General features: G+C 74.4%; 15 protein-coding genes. 9 read left to right on the plus strand and 6 right to left on the minus strand.

The window, feature by feature from the left end; translation table 11 throughout:
- Positions 1-48: 48 nt before the first annotated feature.
- Positions 49-1,011 (minus strand): hypothetical protein, encoded by a 963-nt coding sequence (locus tag HUT16_RS09670; protein ID WP_176187383.1) that lies wholly within the window; start codon positions 1,009-1,011, stop codon positions 49-51.
- Between the two features lie 424 nt (positions 1,012-1,435).
- Between HUT16_RS09670 and HUT16_RS09675 the strand changes: the two genes are divergently transcribed.
- On the plus strand, positions 1,436-2,623 hold the full coding sequence (locus tag HUT16_RS09675) for a hypothetical protein (RefSeq protein WP_254897734.1): 1,188 nt from the start codon (positions 1,436-1,438) through the stop codon (positions 2,621-2,623).
- 39 nt (positions 2,624-2,662) lie between these two features.
- The gene (locus tag HUT16_RS09680) at positions 2,663-2,854 is read left to right on the plus strand and encodes a hypothetical protein (protein ID WP_217712045.1); all 192 of its coding nucleotides are present in this window, start codon (positions 2,663-2,665) and stop codon (positions 2,852-2,854) included.
- Between the two features lie 94 nt (positions 2,855-2,948).
- Here the strand turns inward: HUT16_RS09680 and HUT16_RS09685 are convergent, their stop codons facing one another.
- Entirely contained in the window at positions 2,949-5,162 is a 2,214-nt protein-coding gene (locus HUT16_RS09685) for a tetratricopeptide repeat protein (protein ID WP_176187389.1), read from the minus strand.
- A 130-nt stretch (positions 5,163-5,292) separates the two neighbouring features.
- On the minus strand, positions 5,293-6,570 hold the full coding sequence (locus HUT16_RS09690; protein ID WP_217712046.1) for a hypothetical protein: 1,278 nt from the start codon (positions 6,568-6,570) through the stop codon (positions 5,293-5,295).
- Between the two features lie 736 nt (positions 6,571-7,306).
- On the opposite strand from HUT16_RS09690, the gene HUT16_RS09695 reads away from it, so the two are divergent.
- Positions 7,307-7,813, plus strand: a complete 507-nt coding sequence (locus HUT16_RS09695) for an FBP domain-containing protein (RefSeq protein WP_176187391.1) — start codon at positions 7,307-7,309, stop codon at positions 7,811-7,813.
- Positions 7,814-7,971: 158 nt separating this feature from the next.
- Here the strand turns inward: HUT16_RS09695 and HUT16_RS09700 are convergent, their stop codons facing one another.
- Positions 7,972-8,544, minus strand: a complete 573-nt coding sequence (locus tag HUT16_RS09700) for a TetR/AcrR family transcriptional regulator (protein WP_176187393.1) — start codon at positions 8,542-8,544, stop codon at positions 7,972-7,974.
- A gap of 298 nt (positions 8,545-8,842) precedes the next feature.
- Between HUT16_RS09700 and dacB the strand changes: the two genes are divergently transcribed.
- The 4 genes from dacB to HUT16_RS09720 all read left to right on the plus strand — a co-directional run bounded on the left by dacB (position 8,843) and on the right by HUT16_RS09720 (position 14,040).
- Positions 8,843-10,450, plus strand: coding sequence for a D-alanyl-D-alanine carboxypeptidase/D-alanyl-D-alanine-endopeptidase (dacB, locus tag HUT16_RS09705; RefSeq protein ID WP_176187395.1), 1,608 nt, complete (start codon positions 8,843-8,845; stop codon positions 10,448-10,450).
- A gap of 136 nt (positions 10,451-10,586) precedes the next feature.
- The gene (locus HUT16_RS09710) at positions 10,587-11,216 is read left to right on the plus strand and encodes a TetR/AcrR family transcriptional regulator (protein WP_176187397.1); all 630 of its coding nucleotides are present in this window, start codon (positions 10,587-10,589) and stop codon (positions 11,214-11,216) included.
- Positions 11,213-12,577 (plus strand): MFS transporter, encoded by a 1,365-nt coding sequence (locus tag HUT16_RS09715; RefSeq protein WP_254897735.1) that lies wholly within the window; start codon positions 11,213-11,215, stop codon positions 12,575-12,577. The genes HUT16_RS09710 and HUT16_RS09715 overlap by 4 nt, the downstream gene beginning before the upstream one ends.
- Entirely contained in the window at positions 12,574-14,040 is a 1,467-nt protein-coding gene (locus tag HUT16_RS09720) for an aminotransferase class V-fold PLP-dependent enzyme (protein WP_176187399.1), read from the plus strand. The genes HUT16_RS09715 and HUT16_RS09720 overlap by 4 nt, the downstream gene beginning before the upstream one ends.
- 173 nt (positions 14,041-14,213) lie before the next feature.
- On the opposite strand, the gene HUT16_RS09725 is transcribed toward HUT16_RS09720, so the two are convergent.
- Positions 14,214-14,873, minus strand: a complete 660-nt coding sequence (locus tag HUT16_RS09725; protein WP_176187401.1) for a TetR/AcrR family transcriptional regulator — start codon at positions 14,871-14,873, stop codon at positions 14,214-14,216.
- Between the two features lie 128 nt (positions 14,874-15,001).
- On the opposite strand from HUT16_RS09725, the gene HUT16_RS09730 reads away from it, so the two are divergent.
- Positions 15,002-16,537 (plus strand): MFS transporter, encoded by a 1,536-nt coding sequence (locus HUT16_RS09730; protein ID WP_176187403.1) that lies wholly within the window; start codon positions 15,002-15,004, stop codon positions 16,535-16,537.
- A gap of 117 nt (positions 16,538-16,654) precedes the next feature.
- Here the strand turns inward: HUT16_RS09730 and HUT16_RS09735 are convergent, their stop codons facing one another.
- Positions 16,655-17,833 (minus strand): helix-turn-helix domain-containing protein, encoded by a 1,179-nt coding sequence (locus HUT16_RS09735; protein ID WP_176187405.1) that lies wholly within the window; start codon positions 17,831-17,833, stop codon positions 16,655-16,657.
- Between the two features lie 321 nt (positions 17,834-18,154).
- On the opposite strand from HUT16_RS09735, the gene HUT16_RS09740 reads away from it, so the two are divergent.
- Complete coding sequence (locus HUT16_RS09740) at positions 18,155-18,304, plus strand: hypothetical protein (protein ID WP_176187407.1); 150 nt, start codon at positions 18,155-18,157, stop codon at positions 18,302-18,304.
- Positions 18,305-18,309: the final 5 nt, after the last annotated feature.

Genomic DNA, 18,309 nt, shown 5'->3' on the forward strand with positions numbered 1-18,309 from the left:
AACCGGGGGCCCGGCCGGCCCGTGGGCCGGGCCCCCGGATGTCCGGGGTCAGTCCGTGCCGGGTTCGGGAACGCGCCAGAGGATCGGGAAGCGCTCCGCGTCCGGCAGGCCGGGCGGGCCGGGCGGACCGATCTGCTTGATCAGGTAGCCGAAGACCATGTGGTGCGCGTCCTCGGACACCTCGTCCCAGGTGTCCGGGGTCACGGTCATGACCTCGCGCATCAGGCTCAGGTCCGACTCGTTCTCCAGCATCTCGGCCCGGTCGTCCCGGTCCATCGTCCCGTCGGCCCGCATCGCGCGGATCGACTCCGCGAGGAGGTTGGGCTCCGTCCGCAGGCGGCGGCGCACTTCCCGGCAGCCGTACCGGAAGGCCGCGAACGCGTCCGCCGCCTCCCGGTCCATGTTCTGGTAGCCGTACGGCGAACCTTCGACGGCTCCGATGTAGTCGCCCTTGAGCGTGTGCAGCAGGACCCGGAGCGCGTGCTCGGCCCCGTCCTCCTCGATGAGCTTCTCCATCGCCCGGATCCAGGTGTCCTCGGAGATGATGGGTTCGTGCGGGACCGCGAGCCCGGGAGCGATCTGGATCGCGCTGAACGGGTTGACCAGGATGCCCATGACCATCTCGGGCGTCCACTTGCCGTCCTCTCCGCCCCAGCCGCTGTTGGCCAGTTCCTGGAAGGACTTCCGGCCGCCCTTCTCGCCCTCGCGGGCAGCCCGCCACAGCAGGAGGAACCTCCCGGACTCGGCTTCCTCGTCCCTGGGGGGACTGCACAGGCTCGCCAGCACCCGGACGAGGTCGTGCAGCGTCTCCCAGCGCGGCATCCGCTTCCCGTTGAGCGCGGACCGCACGGTCTCGTGGCTGGCGGCGGACAGCGCGTCCTCCCGCTCGCGGATCAGCGTGCTCAGTTTGCGGGGGCTCAACCGGCCCGCCGCCCGGTGCAACTCGTGGAGCGCGTCGACCAGTTCCTGGGGCCGGCTCTCCGGCCGGGACCCACCCGGGGCGTCCGCCACTTCGATCCTCCTGTGCGTCGGGGCCGGGAAACGGGCTCCGGCCGGGTGTCAAGTTCTACCGCCGCGGCACGCTGGACAGGTGGCTTTCGTCAAGTTTCGTCAAGTCTGGCTTCCGGGCCTCCGGTTGGTGACTAACGGCCGCGCACCCCGGTGAGCATGGTGGGAACACCGGCGGAGCACGACCCCGAGGAGTTCACCCGTGCACATCCCTGTCTACGCGTACGGCGCGATCCGTGCCGCCCTACCCGGCGTACCGACGGGCCGGCAGATGGCGAGCCTGGACTGCTGTGTGTGTGGCGCCCCGTTCGGCCCGGAACTCGGTGCGATGCCGCTCGGTCCCACTCCGGAAGAGGGCCTGTCCGGGTGCGGTCCGTGCCTGCGGCGACTGATCACCCTGGCTCGGGAGAGCAGGGACACCGCACTGGTGCGGACGGCTGAGCAGGTCCGCCGGGACTCCGAGCGGTGGGAGTCGGTCCGTGACCACTACGCGGCTCGACTCGACGCCGTTCGGCGGGCCGCGGAGAAGGTGGCCGAACTCGCCGGGAACGACGAGATCCCGCCGCTGCGGGTCGCCTGGCTCTCGGTGTCGTTGGAGTCGGCCCACGACTGGCTCCCCGAAACCCCGGTGCCCCCCGCTTCGGTCGACCCGGGCGACCACGGGCTGATGGAGGCGAAGCTGATGACGGGCAGCGCCATGATCACGGCCCGCGAAGCCGTGGCCGACCGGCTCGCCTACCACCTGATCAACGAGGCGCAGCCCGAAGAACCGGAGATGTGCGAGGAGTTCGAGTGCCCCGAGGGCTGCTCCGGGCGGCACGACTCCTCGCACATCGACTGCGGGCCGGACACCGTCTTCGAGGACCTCCTGGAGCACGGCGTCACCATCGAGGAGCCCGGTCCGGCTCCCCTGTCACCGGAGCTCGCCGCGCTCTTCGGGTCGCGGCCCGAGGAACCGTCCCCCTCGTTCCCGGAACTGCCGGAGCAGGCCGCGGCCGCGCTCCTCCACCTCGGCGTCGATCCCGACGACCCGGAGGTCCTGCTGAGCGCGGCGGCCGCGGGGCTGGCCGCCGAAGTCCTGCAGAACGAACCGTTCGACGCGGTCCGCGCGGCGTCCGGCGGACCGGACGCCGGTGAGGTCCTCGCCCAGGGCGTCGACCTGTACCGCCGGTCCCGCAAGGCCCTCCTCGCCGCCCGGGAGGGCGGGCCCGAACGCCTGCGCGCGTTCACGATCGTCGCCTCGGACCTGGACCTCCCCTGGGCCGGCGGCTCCCGCTTCACCCTGCGGACCGCGTCCGGGCCGGTGGCCGACCTCGTCGAGCACATCGACCGACAGGTGTGGATCACACAGGAGTTGATGCGCAGGCAGGGCTGGCGCGACGCGCTCCTGCACCGGGCGTTCACCGCCGTCTTCAAAGCGTCCCACCACTTCGGCATGCCCGGCTGGCCCGCCCTGGTCGGCACCGCGGTGGAACGCCTCGCCGCGATGGACCGGTCCGCCCTGCCGCCGGAACTCGCCGACCTCCCCGCGGTGGAGGCCGCGCTGCTCCGGGCGCCGGACCGACTGGGGACGGACGCACTCGGATGGCTGGCCCGCCGTGCCCTGCTCGGCTGACGGCCCGCGGACGGGGGTGGCACGGTGAGTTGGGACCGGGTGACCCTGTTCGTCCTCGCCTTCTTCGGCTGCCTGACCTTGCTGCTGACGCAGATCGGCGAGGTGCTCTCGAAGGTGCCGCCGATCATCCGCGCCTGGCGGCGGGTGCGGAACGAGTTGCGCCGGGGCGGTCCCGGCCGCCCGGCTGACGACCCGCCCGCACCGGCGGCGCCGGGAGAGGCCGGGGACTGACCGGAAGCCGCGCCGCGGCGACTGGACCAGGGCCCGGACCGCGCCGTGCGGTCCGGGCCCGGGCCGTGCGGTCCGGGCCCGGGCCGTTCGGGGGTCAGTTGCGCAGGTCGGCGAGCAACCGGCCGGCCTCGTCGGCGAGTTCGGGGTCCTCCGCGCCGGCGGCGAGGACCAGGTCGGTGACGGCGGCGAGGAGCAGGCCGGTCTCGGCGTTGGCGGCCCGGGCCAGGCGGGACAGCGACTTGGCGCGCTGGAGGTGGGCGGCGTGGTCGCCGGTCTCGGCGATCACGGCGTCGAGCAGGGTGACAGCCTCGGCGTCGCGGTCGCAGTCCTGGTAGGCGACGGCCAGGTTGAAGCGCATGCCGGGGTCGTCGTCGAGGGCGACGGCCCGTTCCAGGTCGGCCGCGGCGGCGGCCGGGTCGCCCGCCGCGTAGGAGAGTTGGCCGCGCAGGGCCCAGGCGGGGGCGAACTCCGGGTCGGCCGTCAGGGCCGCCGAGCAGGCGGCCGCGGCCTGTTCGTCCTCTCCTTCGGCGGCGAGCAACTGGGCCTTCAGGGCGAGCAGTTCGGGGTGGTCGGGGGCGACCGCGAGGCCCGCTTCGACGTCCTGCCGGGCGGCGGCGGTCTCGTCCAGTTCGGCGAGCAGGCTGGCCCGGTTGAGCCGGGCGTCGACGAACGCCGGGTCGAGTTCGAGCACGTACCCGAAGTCGTCCACCGCGCCCTTCACGTCGCCGAGTTCGGCCCGCACGTCGGCCCGGTTGTAGTAGGCCTCGGGGAACGGCGGGGAGAGCCGGACGGCCGCCTCGAAGTCGGCCAGCGCCTCGTCCAGGCGGCCGGTGCGGCGCAGCACGATGCCCCGGTCGAAGTGGTACTCGGCGTAGTTGGGGTCGACGGCGATCACGGCGCTGTAGTCGGCGACGGCGTCCTCGTGGCGGCCGAGTCCGGCGTGCACCTGGGCCCGGTTGTGGACCAGGACCGAGCGGTGCAGGGCGTGGCTGCCCGGGGCGAGGACCTCGTCGAGGTGGGCGATGCAGGCGTCCAGCAGGGCGAGAGCGGCCTCGGGGCGGCCCTCGCGGACCTCGATCAGGGCCAGGCCGTTGCGGTTGAAGGCGGTGCGGAAGGCCCGTTCCGCGGGGTCGGGGTGCTGGCCGGCGAGGGCGATCGCGGTGTTGATCCAGCCGCGGGCGAGCCGGTAGTCGCGGCGCTCGCCGGTCAGGAAGCGGGTGTAGAGCATCGCCGTGCCGTACGCGCACTGCAGGTGGATGTCGGGGTCGGTGCTGGTGGCGCGGGCCTCCTCGTAGTACGGGAGGATCCCGTCGGTGCGTTCGAGGGCGGCGAGCGCGGTGGTCGGCTTGGCGATGAACGTCCACCAGTGGACGGGGTGGGTCTCGTGGTCGACCAGGGCGGCGCCGCGCTCCCCGTAGTCCAGCACGGCGTGGTAGAAGCCCAGGTCGCAGCAGAGGTTGGCGGCCTCGCGCAGCAGGTCCGCGGCGGGGCCGGCCGGGTCGCTGCCCCGTTCGGCGTGCCAGATCAGGGCGCCGAGCCGCAGGGACGGCTCGTCCAGGGCCTCCAGTTCGCGGCGCCGGGCGTCGTGCAGGGCCCGGCGCTGCGGGGCGGGGAGTTCGGCGTGCGCGAGGGCCGCGCGCGGGTCGTCGGTGGTGCCGTCCTCGCGGACGTAGCGGGCGGCGAGGTCGGCGCCGCGTTCGGGGGCGGGCTCGGGCGGGCCGCCGGCGTCGGTCCGGGCGCAGTGCGCGGCGAGGGCGGGTCCGAGCGGTTCGGCGGGGCTGCTCGCGGCGTCCAGCGGCCCGTCGTCGGTGCCGACCACGACGGTCAGCAGGGCCGGGTCCATCCGGCGCAGCAGGACGGCGACGAACTCGCCGTCGGTCGGGTCGGCGCGGTGCGCGTCCTCGACGACCAGGGTGCGCGGGCCCGGGCCGAGGGCGCGGACGTACTCGGTGAGGAACTCGGCCAGGCCGTGCGCGATCCGCAGGGTGCGCAGCCGCGAGTAGTAGCGGGTGCGCTCCTTGGGGACGGCGAGCGAGGTCAGCGTCTCCCGGGTGGCGGGGACGACGCCGCGCAGTTCCGGCGCGGTGGTCAGGATCTCCACGTCGTGCCGGCGGACGGCCTCGGGGCAGCGGGTCAGCGCGTCCGGCACGAGTGCGCGCAGCAGCGTGCCGACGGCGGTGTACGGGCCGCGCAGGCGCCGGTCCGCGCCGACGACGGCCAGGACGGGGGGCAGCGGCAGCTCGGCGCGGGCCTGGGTGCGGGCGGCGCGGTGCGGTGCCCGCACCCAGTGGTGGCGGTGGTCGGCCATGGCGGTGGTGCCTTTCGTCCGGGTGCGGGCGGGTGGTCCGGGTGCGGGTGGTCCGGGTGCGGGCGTGCGGCGGGGCGGCGGGAGTGGCGGCGGAGCGGCGAGGGCGACGGGGGCGACGGGGCGACGGGGCTCAGCCGAGGGCCGGGGTCCGGGTGCCGCCGTCGGTGGCGGTGTCGGCGGTGGCGGTGTCGGCAGCGGTCGAGGCCGCCCGGCGGCGGCGCCGGTCGCGGAGGGCCAGGTGGGCGACGGCGCCGAGTTGGAGGACCGTCAGGCCGAAGAAGACCGCGGAGTCGAGGAACTCGCCGGTCGGGGCCCGGCCGTCGAGCCGGTCCAGGGTGCCGGTGACGAAGCGGGAGGCGGCCGGGAGCACGCCGGCGGCGAAGACGGCCAGCGAGAACGCGTAGCCGCCGACGATCAGCCAGGCGTACCAGCGGGCCGCCCGGCGGTCGGCGGGGTGCCGGCCGGACTCGTCGAGCAGCGGGCGCCCGGTGCGGCGGCGCAGCGCGTTGCGCAGCACGCCCTGGGCGGTGGCGTGCAGGTCCTGGCAGCCGAGGACGGTGCCGAGCAGCACGTACAGGTCGGTGCGCAGGTGCAGGAACGCCTGCCAGGCGAGGCGCAGCAGGGTGGCGTAGGCGAAGGCGAGGCAGAGCTTCCCGGCGCCGCCGAGGGCCCCGTCGGGCTGCCGGGTGGCGGCGGCGACCAGGGTGAGGGCGGCGATCAGCACGGTGTCGGCGAGCATCCCGGCGAGGATCGGCAGGTAGCGGCGGCGGCGGGGGACGGCGACCAGGCCGTCCAGCGAGGTCTCCAGCACGATGAAGATCAGGCGGTGGCCGATCCGCAGCCGGGTGGGCAGTCCGAGCCGGCGGCCGGCGAGGGCGTGGAAGCCCTCGTGGACCAGGATCAGCGGGAACTGGCCGACGAACAGCACCAGGGCGACCACGGTGAAGTACGGGCTGAAGAACACGTTGGCCGGGCGGGGCGCGAGGTCCGGCGTGCGGACCGTCGCGGCCACGGCGAGTGCGACGACCAGCAGGTAGCAGGCCCAGGCGGGCGGGCCGAAGGCGAGCCGGCCGAGCCGCTGCCAGCGCACGGGCGGCCGCGGGGGCTCGGGTTCGGCGGCGGTGCGGACGAAGCCGAGTTCGTCGAGCCCGGCGAGCAGGTCGGCGACGTCGACGCCCTCGCCGTACTCCCGCTCGTACGCCCGGGCGGCCTGGCGCGGCGTCAGCCCGTCGGCGAGCCAGCGGACCAGCCGGGCGCCGTCGGCGGGGAGGACCGCGTACGAGTCCGTGTCGACCCGGCCCACCGTCACCTCGTCGCCCTCCTCCAGGTAGACCAGGGGGTGCAGTGCGACGGGGCGGTCCGGGTCCGTGCCGACGGGGGCCGGGCTGCCGCCGGACGAGGGGTGCATCTGTCCTCCCAGGGTGGAAGCGGGGACGGGGCCGGCCGCGCTACGGCGGCCGGCCCCGCTACCAGGCGGTCAGACCTCAGGCAGCGGCACAGTTACAGCCGTACATGGTCTGGGCCGCGCTGGTCAGACGAACCGAGCCGGCCTTGCGGATGACGATCTTCTTCATGATCTGTCCCTCCTTCGATTCGTTCGGGAAATCCGGCGGATGCCCCGACCGGAGCGGAGGAATCGCTTCCGTCCGCTCGCGGCGGTCCCATCATGAATTGCGTGTTACAGGCGTGTCAACAGGATGAAACGACACTTTCAGGATCGCCGAAATCGACCTTTTCGATCAATGGAAAAGGCTCTGAGCTGCAAGGATGTGGCGACTCCGAGAAAAGGGCAGCACGAGGCTCCGTCCGCCGAAATGGCGACGGCAGGGTGTGGCGAGGTCGGCTCGACCGACTCGGCCGCGTCACTCTCGAAACGGCCCGAAAAACGCCGGGAGCGCAGACTCCGCGCATTCACCGGAACGCGGGCCATCGAAGATTCCCACCCGTGTCGCGAGCGCGTCAATACGCTTTCCCGGGGATTGTGCGGCGCCCGGCCGGAAGGGGAGTGACGGGTGCGAATCCGGTGGTTCCGCGGCGACTCCCGGGGCGGGTGGGAGCCGGAAACCGGCTTGGCCGGGCAGGGCGCCTAGGCTATCTTGGCCAAAGCCTAGGAGCCCTAGGCTGGAGTGGAGGCGAGAGGGACCATGAAGGCGTTGACCGAACCGGCGATCCGGGCATCGTTCGTCAACTGCACCAAGGGCGAGGCGAACCGGCTCGCGCTGCCCCGACACCTGGCCGAACTGCCGTGGGAGGAGCTGGACTTCCTCGGCTGGCGGGACCAGGGCGCGCCCGACCGGGGCTACCTGGTGGCCGAGCACGGGGGGCGGCTGGTCGGGGTCGCGCTGCGGCGGGCGCAGCGGGCCGGGGCGGGGGCGCGGCAGGGGGCGATGTGCTCGATCTGCCTGACGGTGCACGCGGCGTCCGGGGTGGCGCTGCTGACGGCGCGCAAGGCGGGGCGGGGCTCCGGCGAGGAGTACGCCTCGGCGGGCGAGTACTTCTGCGACGACCTGGCCTGCTCGCTGTACGTGCGGGGGCGCAAGCGGGCCCCGGCGGGCGGGGTGCGGATGCGGGAGAGCCTGAGCACCGAGGAGCGGGCCGCCCGGACCAGGGCGAACCTGGCAGCGTTCCTGACCCGGGTGCTGACGCCGTGAGCGGCGGGCGGGGCGGCGGCGTTCCTGTCGGCGGGGCGGAAGGCGGGGCGGAAGGCGGGGCAGGAGGGCCGGGGCAGGAGGGCCGGGACTGCTTCTCGGGGTGCTGCCGCCGAAAGGCCCGCAGCAGCACCGGCCTTCGGCGGGGCCCTCCTGCGCGGCTACGCGGAGGGCCAGGTGTCCAGGAGGTGGTGGAGGCCGGTGACGATGCGGTGCCAGGAGTCGGCGGCGGCGCGGGGGTGGTTGAAGCCGCCCGCCGCCTCGATGCTGATGAAGCCGTGGAAGGTGCTCCGCAGGAGCCGGGCGGCGTCGGTGCGGGCGGGCTCTTCCAGGCGGTAGTGGCGCATCACCGCGTAGGTGAGTTCGACGCTCCGGGCGAGGACCGCGGTGTCGGCGAAGTCGGCCGGGTCGAGGCGGAGTTGGGTGGCGGCGTAGCGCCCGGGGTGGGCCAGCGCGTAGTCGCGGTAGGCGTCGGCGAAGGCGGCCAGGGCCTGGGCGCCGGAGCGGCCGGCGATGGCGGCGGCGAGGGCCTGGTTCATCTCGTCGGAGGCCAGCAGGGCGACCCGGGTGCGGATCTCGTGCAGGTTCCTGACGTGCGAGTAGAAGCTGGCGTCCTTGACGCCGAACTGCCGGGCCAGGGCGGAGACGGTGACCTTCTCGATGCCGACCCGGTCGGCGAGTTCGGCGGCGGCGCGGGTGATGCGTTCGACCGTCAGCCCTGCGTGCGCAGCCATGTTCCCCGTCCTGTGCGTGGCCCTTCGAGCGGAGGTCGAGTTTATCGGGGTCCGCGAGGGGCGGTTTTCCGTCGCGGGTGCGACCTTTCGGCGCGGGTGCGACCTTTCGGCGCGATGGCGCGTGAGTACGGAGTGGCGCGTGCGTACGGGGTGACGCGTGCGTACGGAGCGACGGGGAGGCGGGGCCGGCGGAGGCCGGGGTCGTAGATCGTCTGATATCCCGTCAAATGGTAATGTACATGGCAAAACGGGGGCGTGGGTGACGTGCGCCCCCACCGACCCGCACCCTGGAGCTCCCTTGCCCGGACGCCCGTCCCGCCACCGCCCGTACCGCCGCAGCCTGCCGTTCGCGGCCGCGGTCCTGGCCGTCTCCCTGCTCGCCGGCTCGGCGCAGGCCGACGACCCGGCACCGGCCGACGCCACCCTGACCGCCGACCTCGACGCGCTGCTGTCCGACGCCCGGCTGGCCAACGCCCAGACCGGCGTCGAGGTGCTGGACGCCGCCACCGGGCAGGTGCTGTACGCCCGGCAGCCGCAGGCGCTGCTCACCCCGGCCTCCACCCTGAAGACGGTGACCTCGGCGGCGGCGCTCGACCTGCTCGGGGCGGACTACCGGTTCACCACCGAGGTGCGCACCTCCGGCACCCGGGCCGGCGGCACGGTGGTCGGCGACCTGGTGCTGCGCGGCGGCGGCGACCCGACCCTGCTGGCGACGGACCTGGACGACCTGGCCGGGCAGGTCGCCGCGTCCGGGATCACCACCGTCACCGGCCGGGTGCTGGCCGACGGCAGCCGGTACGACGCGACGCCGCTCGGGCCGGGCTGGGCGTGGGACGACGAGCCGTACTCGTACAGCCCGCAGATCGCCGGCCTGACCGTCGCCAACGACCCCGAGTACCTGATGGACACCGTGCGGGTCACGGTCACCCCGGGGGCGGCCGGGCAGCCGGCGGCGATCACGCTGGACCCGGCGCAGGCGCCGATGTCGTTCACCGGGAGGATCACCACGGGTGCGGCGGGCAGCGGCTCGTCCGTCGGGGTGGACCGGCGGCGCGGCGCCAACGAGCTGGCGCTGTCGGGGAGCATCGCGGCCGGCTCCGCGCCGGTGACCTCCTGGGTGACGGTGGAGGACCCGTCGACGTACGCGGGCCGGGTGTTCGAGGGCGCGCTGGCCCGGCACGGCGTGCGGGTGGTGCGCGGGGTGGACGCGGCGACCGGCGCGGAGAGCTCGCAGCCGCTGGTGTCGCATCGGTCGCAGCCGCTGGCCGAGCTGATCGTCCCGATGCTGAAGACCAGCAACAACGGCATGGCCGAGCACCTGACCAAGGAGATCGGCAAGGTCAAGGGCGGCCGCGGCGACTGGGCGACCGGCGTCGCCCAGGTGCAGAACTTCCTGAAGGCCAACGGGCTGGGCACCCCCGCCGGGCGGCAGGTCGACGGCTCCGGGCTGTCCCGCTACGACCTGATCACCCCGGCCAAGATGGCCGGCCTGCTCGACCTCGCCCAGGACAAGCCCTGGTTCGGCGCCTGGTACGACGCGCTGCCGGTGGCGGGCAACCCGGCCCGGATGGTCGGCGGCACGCTGGCCACCCGGATGCGCGGCACCAAGGCGGAGGACAACGTGCACGCCAAGAGCGGTTCGATGGGCGGCGTCGACAACCTGGTCGGCTACGCCACCGCGCCGGACGGCCGCCGGCTGGTCTTCGCCGTGCTGATCAACGACTACGCGGGCACCAGCCCCCGCCCGGTGCTGGACGCGATCGCCGTCCGCCTCGCCACCGGCCCCGCCACCGCCGCCCCCGCCGCCCAGCAGCGGGCCAAGTCGCCGGCCGCCCCGGCCGCGAACGACGCCAACGCCTACACCGGCACCCGCTGGGAGGACTGCGAGGCCGTCTCGCACTGCTGACACCCCCCGCTCCCCCGACGGGCCCCGCCGCACCCCGCGGCGGGGCCCGTCGGCCTCCGCGGCCGCTGCGGATTTCACGGAACCGTCATCAATCAAACGGTTGATTGATGGAGGTGGCGCGCGTACGCTCCCCGCCATGACCGAGCCCACGCACCCGGGCGCCGCCCCGGGCACGCCGCCGAGCCAGGCCGACCTGAGCCGGGAGCGGATCGTCGCGGCGGCCACCGCGCTGTTCGCCGAGCACGGCTACGACGGGACCACCACCCGGACGATCGCCGCCGCGGCGGGGTTGAACGTGGCCACCGTCGCCTACCACGTGGGGGGCAAGGCCGACCTGTACCGCGAGGTGATGCGGCGGGCGCACGAGGCCGAGCGGGCCGCGGTGGACGCGGCGCTGGACGGGTTCGGGGCGCGGGCCGCGGCGGACCCGGCGGGGGCCGCGGCCGCCTTCGCCGACCGGTACCTGGACTTCTGCCTGGAGCAGCCGCACGTCCCCGCGCTGTGGATGCGCCGCTGGCTGGCGGACGCCGCCGAGTTCGCCGGGCTGGAGGAGGAGTACGCCCGGCCGCTGCTGGAGTCGGTGCGCGACGCGCTGGCCGCCGCGCTGCCCGGAGTGCCGCCGGAGCGGGCCGAGTTGGCGGTGTGGACGGTGCTGTGGACGGTGCACGGCTTCTGCCGGTCGGTGATCAGCGCCCAGGTGCCGCGGTTCCGCGCCCACCTGCACGGCCTGGTGGTGCGCGAGCTGGGGATCGGGGACGGGTGGTGAGCGGCGGCCCGGGCGGCATGGGCCGGCGGCAGCTCGCCGGGTACGCGCTCGGCTCGGTCGGCACGGGCATCCACTCGACCGTCCCCGGCCTGCTGCTGCTGTACTTCATGACCGACGCGCTGGGCGTGCCCGCCGGGGTCGCGGGCCTGGTCGTGGCGCTGCCCAAGGCCTGGGACGCGCTGTTCAACCCGACCGTCGGCGCCGCCAGCGACCGGGAGGCGCTGCGCACCGGCCGCCGCACCCGGATCCTGCTGGCCGGGGCGCTGGCGCTGCCGGTCGCGTTCGCCGCGATGTTCCTGTCCCCGCTGACCGGCGCGGGCGCCGCCGCCTGGGTGGCGGTCACCTTCGTGCTGGCGTCCAGCGCCTTCGCCCTGTTCCAGGTCCCGTACGTGGCGCTGCCCGCCGAGATGTCGGACCGGCCCGAGGTGCGCACCCGGATCATGGTGTGGCGGATCGTCTGCCTGACCGTCGGCATCCTGGTCGCGGGCGGCCTCGCCCCCGCCGTGGTGTCGCTGGCCGGGGACGGGCGGCGCGGGTACGCGGTGATGGGCGCGGTGGTCGCGGTCCTGCTGCTGGCGACGCTGCTGGTGCCCGCGCTGGGTTCGCGCCGGGTGCCCGCCCGACCGGGCCCGGAGCCGCTCGGGCTGCGGGCGGCGCTGCGCACCGCGCGCGGCAACCGGGCGTTCTTCGCGCTGTTGGGCGCGTTCGTGCTGCAGGCCGCCGCGGTGGCGATCATGCTGGCGGCCGCGCCGTACACCGCCGCCTACTGGCTGGGCGGGTACGGGCTGACCTCGGTGCTGTTCGTCTGCCTGGTCGCACCGAGCGCCGTCGCCGTCCCGCTGTGGGGGCGGGCCGCCGCCCGCTGGGGCCGGCTGCGCTGCCTGGGCGCGGCGACCGCGCTGTTCGTCCTCGCCTCCGCCGCGCTCTGGCCCGCCGCCGGGACGGGGACGGCGCACGTCGCCGCGACGTTGGCGCTGTGCGCGGTGCTGGGCGTGGCGTACGCGGCGCTCCAGGTGCTGCCGCTGTCGCTGCTGCCGGACACCGTGCACGCGGACGCGGCGCGCACCGGGCGGCTGCAGTCCGGGGCGTTCACCGGGCTGTGGACGGCGGGCGAGACCGCCGGGCTGGCCGCCGGGCCGGGCCTGTTCTCGCTGGCGCTGGCCGCCGCCGGGTTCGTCTCCTCCACCACCGACCACCCCGTCGCGCAGACCCCGGCCGCCCGGGCGGGCGTCCTGCTCGGCTTCAGCCTGGTGCCGGCCCTGCTGATGCTGGCCTCGCTGCCCGCCCTGCGCGCGTACGGGCGCCGCCGGGCATCCGCCCCCGCCGTTGTCGTCGAACCGCTTGCTGGAGAACTCTCATGACCGACCGCCAGACCGGGCTCCCGGACGCCGGACGCCCCGCCGAGGAGCTGCTCGCCGAGCTGCGCGCGCTCACCGCCGCCGACCTGCCCACCCGCGGCGGGCGCACCACCGCCTACACCTACGACGCCGGGCGGCCCGAGGTGCGGGCCGCCGCCGAGGGCGCGTACCTGGCCATGCTGGAGGTCAACGGGCTGGACCCGACGGCCTTCCCCAGCATCGTCGCGCTGGAGCGGCAGGTGGTCGGCGCGGTCGCCGCCCGGCTCGGCGGGGACGCCGCCACCCCCGGCATCTTCACCAGCGGCGGCACCGAGTCGATCCTGCTGGCGGTCAAGGCCGCCCGGGACGCCCGGCCCGAGGTCGCCGAGCCGGAGATCGTGGTGCCCGCGACGGCGCACGCCGCGTTCTTCAAGGCCGGGACGTACCTGAAGGTCAAGGTCGTCGCGGTGCCGGTCGACCCGGAGACCTTCCGGGCGGTGCCGGCCGCGCTGGCCGCGGCCTGCACCGAGCGGACGGTGCTGGTGGTCGCCTCCGCACCCTCGTACGCGCACGGCGTGGTCGACCCGGTCGCGGAGATCGCCGCGGCGGCGGCCGAGCGCGGCCTGCCCTGCCACGTGGACGCCTGCGTGGGCGGCTGGCTGCTGCCCTGGCTCGCCGAGGCCGGCGCCGAGGTGCCGCCGTTCGACCTGTCGGTGCCCGGCGTCACCTCGCTCTCCTGCGACCTGCACAAGTTCGGGTACGCGCCCAAGGGGGCGTCGGTGCTGCTCTTCCGCGAGCAGGCGATGCGGCTGTCCGCGTACTTCGCCTGCGCGCAGTGGCCCGGCTACCCGGTGGTCAACTCCACCGTCCAGAGCAGCAAGGGCGCCGGCCCGCTGGCCGGCGCCTGGGCCACCCTGCACGCCCTCGGGGCCGACGGCTACCGGGAGTTGGGGCGCTCGGCACTCGACGCCACCCGGCGGCTGGTCGCGGGCGTCGGGGCGGTCGACGGGCTGCGGGTGCTCGGCACGCCGGACGCGACGCTGGTCGCCATCGGTACCGAGGGCGAAGACCCGCTGGACCTCTGGGAGTTGGCCGACGAGTCGCGCGCCCGGGGCTTCTTCCTCCAGCCCCAGCTGAGCGTCGACGGCCTGCCCGCCAGCCTGCACGTCACGCTCACCGGCGTCAGCGGGGAGGGCGTGGACGCGCTGCTCGCGGCCCTGCGCGAGAGCGTCGCCGCGGTCCGGGCCCGGGGGCCGGTCGCCCCGCCCACCGAGATCCTCGCCCTGCTCGACGGCCTCGACTTCGCCGCCCTGGACGACGCCGCCTTCGCCGCCCTGCTGCCCGCCACCGGCCTCGACCTCTCCCCCGGCACCACCACCCGGATGGCCGGCGTCAACCGCCTGCTGGACGCCCTGCCCCCGCGGCTGCGCGACCAGCTCGCGACGCGCTTCCTGTCGGCGCTGTACAGCCCGTACCTGGGGCAGTAGGGGCGGTGTGTTCAGGGGCTCGGGGAACGGCGGGCCCGGGTCTGCCGACGGTGCACTGCCGGAGCGCGCATCGGCTTCGGGTTCCCTTGAAGACACGCAGCAGCACGAACCTCCGACGGGCTCCGGCCGTCAGCAGCACGCCCTCGCCGTTCCCCGAGCCCCTGGTTTTCCCCCTACGCGAGCAGGGTCGCGAGGCCGTCCGCGAGGCGGTGCAGGCCGAACTCGAAGCGGGTGTCCATGTCGGGGTCGGTGAGGTCGTCGGCGAGGGCGACCAGGTTGGGGTAGGTCGCGGCGGGGAGGGTGCGGAAGGTCTCGCCGGCGGCGCGGGCGGCCTGGCCGCGGCTGGCGCCGGCGGCTTCGGCGGCGGAGAGCGGGGACTGCTCCTGCAGGACGAAGCCCTGGACGTAGGCGGAGAGCAGGTAGGAGGCCATCGCGGCGTCGGCGTCGGTGAAGCCGGCCGCGCGCAGGCGGTCGAGCTGGTCCTCCAGGACGGCGAGGACGCGCGGGCCGGTGGTGAGGCGGCCGGCGACGACCTTCGCGGCGTCGCGCCTGGCCAGCAGCAGGGCGCGGTAGCGGCGGCCGTACTCGAGGTACTGCGCGCGCCAGTCGCCGGTGCGGGGCGGGATCTCGGCGTCGGCGATGATCGCGTCGCCGAGCAGGTCGAGGAGCTCCTCCTTGTTGCGGACGTGCCAGTAGAGCGAGGCGGCCTGCACGCCCACCTCGGTGGCGACCTTGCGCATGGAGAGCCCGGCGAGCCCCTCGCGTTCGAGGACGGTCAGGGCGGCGGCGGCGATGCACTCGCGGGTGAGGGTGCGCGAGGGGGGCTGGGCCACGGGTGCTCCTGGGGTGGCGGCGGGTGCGGTTCGCACTTGCAATCTAACACCGTTAGGGCGATGCTGGGTGCGCAATCGCGGCCCCTAACACCGTTAGGGGCCGTTCGGCGGACCCGGAGGGGGAAACGATGGACGGCACCCGGAGCGCCCGGCACAGGTGGCAGGCGCTCGCCACGCTCTGCGTCACGATGTTCATGGCGATGCTCGACAACGTCATCGTCACCATCGCGCTCCCCCGGATCGGCCGGGACCTGGACGCGGGCATCAGCGGGCTGCAGTGGGTCGCCGAGGGCTACAGCCTGGTGTACGCGGCGCTGCTGCTGACCGGCGGCGCGCTCGGCGACCGCTACGGCCGCACCCGGGTGTACCGGCTCGGGCTGGCCCTGTTCACCCTGGGCTCGGCGGCGGCCGCGCTGGCCGGCGGCATCGGCGCGCTGGTCGCGGCCCGGATGCTGCAGGGCGTGGGCGCGGCGCTGCTGACGCCGGGCAGCCTGGCGATCCTGCGGCACGTGTTCACCGACGAGCGGGAGCGGGCCCGGGCGATCGGCCTGTGGTCGGGCGTCTCCGCGCTGGGCCTGTCCGTCGGGCCGGTGCTCGGCGGCCCGATGGTGGACGCGTTCGGCTGGGCCAGCGTGTTCTGGATCAACGTCCCGATCGGGCTGCTCGCCCTGGTCGCGGCCCACCGGCTGCTGCCGGTGGTCGCACCGCGCGAGCGGCGGGTGGACCTGCCGGGCCTGGCGCTGTCCGCGGCCGGGCTGGGCGCGCTGGTGTACGGCCTGATCGAGGGTCCGGGCCGGGGCTGGACGGACGCCCGGGTGCTGGCCTGCGGGGCGGCCGCGCTGGTGCTGCTGGCGCTCTTCGTGCTGGTCGAACTGCGGGTCGCGGAACCGATGCTGGACCTGCGGATGTTCGGCGACCGGGTGCTGTCGGGGGCGCTGCTGAGCGGGCTGATGGTGAGCTTCGGGATGTTCGGCGCACTGTTCTTCCTGCCGCTGATGCTCCAGGGCGTGATGCGCTGGGCGCCGACCGACGCCGGGTACGCGGGGCTGCCGCTGAGCGGCGTGATCGTGTTCGCGGCCCCGCTGTCGGGGCGGCTGACCGGCCGTCACGGACCGCGCACGCCGCTGGTGCTGGGCATCGCGCTGTGCGCGGCCGGGCTCGGCGGGCTGTCGCTGTACTCGGGGCAGGCGCACTACTGGTCGTACGCGTGGACGCTGGTGCTGCTCGGCTTCGGCATGGGCCTGACCTTCACCCCGGTGTCGATCGCGGTGCTCCGGCGGGTCGCCCCGGAGCGCACCGGCATGGCCTCCGCCACCATCAACACGCTGCGCGAACTCGGCGGCGTGCTGGGCATCGCCGTCCTCGGCGCCGTTCTGACCGACCGGCTGACCGGCGCGCTGACCGAGACCCTGCAACGGCGCGGCCTGCCCGTCGACGGCGTCCCGCACGCGGTCTCCGCCCTCACCGGCCACGCCGGGGCCGGTACCGCCGCCGCCCCGGCCCCGGTGTCGGCCGCCGTCGACGCCTCGTTCGTCGACGCCCTCCACCTCGCCCTGCGCTGCGGCTCCGCCGCCCTGGCCGCCACCGCCGTCCTGGTCGCCCTGCTGCTGCGCCCCGCCCCGACGGCCGCACCCGCCGAGTCCGCCGTTCCGCAACCCGCCTGACGCCCCGCCCGGCCCTCCGCCGGCCGGACGGGTGGACGCGGGCGGGACGGGTTCGCGAATCCGATCGCGGCGCCGCCCGAACCGTCTCGTGCGGTGGCGCAGGGTCCGGCGGTGGGGTCAGACAGCCAGGCCAGCTCGTTTAGCCATGGACAGGAGCTCTGGCCTCGCTCTTTGGTGGAGCACGAAGAGCACGCGCAGCACCTCACGGCTCATCGGGTGCACTTCCGAGAGTTGGGGCGCGACCTGGAAGGCTGCTTTCAGCGCCTCCTCCGCTCCGGCAAGGTCCTTCAGGCTCAGTCTCGCTCTTGCTACGTCGATGTAGAGCCGGCCGACCCGGTTCGGCTTGAGCCCGGAGGGCGGTGCGGTGACCAGTGGTGCGGACATCTCTGCTGCCCTGTCCGGCTTACCGAGTTCCACATGTGATGCAAGCTCGTACAGGGCAGTGTTCCCGGCACCGAAGGTGAGGTTGTTGAGGAGTTGGTCTCCGGGAAGCGTGGCTGCAAGTGCCCACGCCCTTCGCAGGTGGTCCTGGGTGGCTGTGGCGTCCTTGGCCCGTGAGGCAAGCACCACACCGCGAAGGTGGAGAGAGCCCAGGTGAATCGCGCGCTCCGCCCCTTGCGCTCTGGACGATTCGAACTGCGCGATGGCCCGCTCCACAACCGCCAGCCCGCCCTCGTACTGCCCCGCGGACTGGAAGGTTCCGGCCTCGTTCCAGGCTGCTGCCGCTTCTGCTTGCGGATTCCAGGTCTGCTGCGCCGCCCACGTCTGTCTGGAGACGATCATGTCCGCCAGATCGGGCTGTCCGAGCCGGTGGGCCAGCGCGTACGCACACCCGTAGAGATTGGCGACGAGCCCCCAGGCGGTTGCGTCGCCCCCTGCGGCAAAGGCACTTGCAGTGGCCTTCCCGAGCAACTCAGGGAGTATCCGCAGGAGCTCTAGGTAGCGGGCGCCGGCTCGAAGGTCCGCTGCCCGCCGCACCTCCGCGATCAGCCGGCTCGGAGGGATCTCGCCCTCGCGGGGCAGCCTGTACCGGCGCACGGCAGCCCGGAGGTCGTCAAGGAGGTCCGCCTGTTCCGACGGGCCCAGAAAGGGTTGTCCGTTGATGCGCGCCGTGGTGACGTGAAGCACCTTCGCGATGCCTGCGATCACGGGAGGCGTGGCAGGGCGGAGCCCGGTTTCGATCTTCGTGAGATAGGACACCGAGATCCCGGCGCTTGCCGCCAAGGCCCGTTGCCCCAGCCCCCTCGCCTTCCGTAGCACCGCGATGTTCTCGCCCGCGCTTGGTGTGCTCTCCATGCTCTCCACTTTCCCATGGCGCGAACTGTCGATCCGTCAGTTCACTTCGTGGAAAGGCATGCTGTGCAACTTCCGTGTCAACTGATCCTGGAACTTTCCAGTTGAGTGGACGATGCCACCAACAGTACGCGGCCGGGCAGGCAAGCCCCGTCGCCGCCAGCAACCCGGACACCGGCCGGAGAAGCGCCGGCATCGAGGGCGGCCTGGACCGGAACCCGACGAACCGCTCACGGCCGGCCCATACGAACGACCCCGCACCACGGAGCAGTAGCCATGACGACGCACCGACCCCCGCCAGAGAGGCCGGGTCCGACTGCCAGGTTGACGATCCGCGTCTACTTGGTGCGGCCCGACGGAACTCGGGTGCAGGTCTCCGCCTGCTTCTCGGACGAGGAGGAGGTCCTGCCGCTGGTCTCGGCCCTGAACTGGCCGGCCTGTGCCTGCCTGCGCTGCACCGTCGACACAGACTGAACACG

The sequence above is a fragment of the Kitasatospora sp. NA04385 genome, assembly GCF_013364235.1.
GTDB lineage: Bacteria > Actinomycetota > Actinomycetes > Streptomycetales > Streptomycetaceae > Kitasatospora.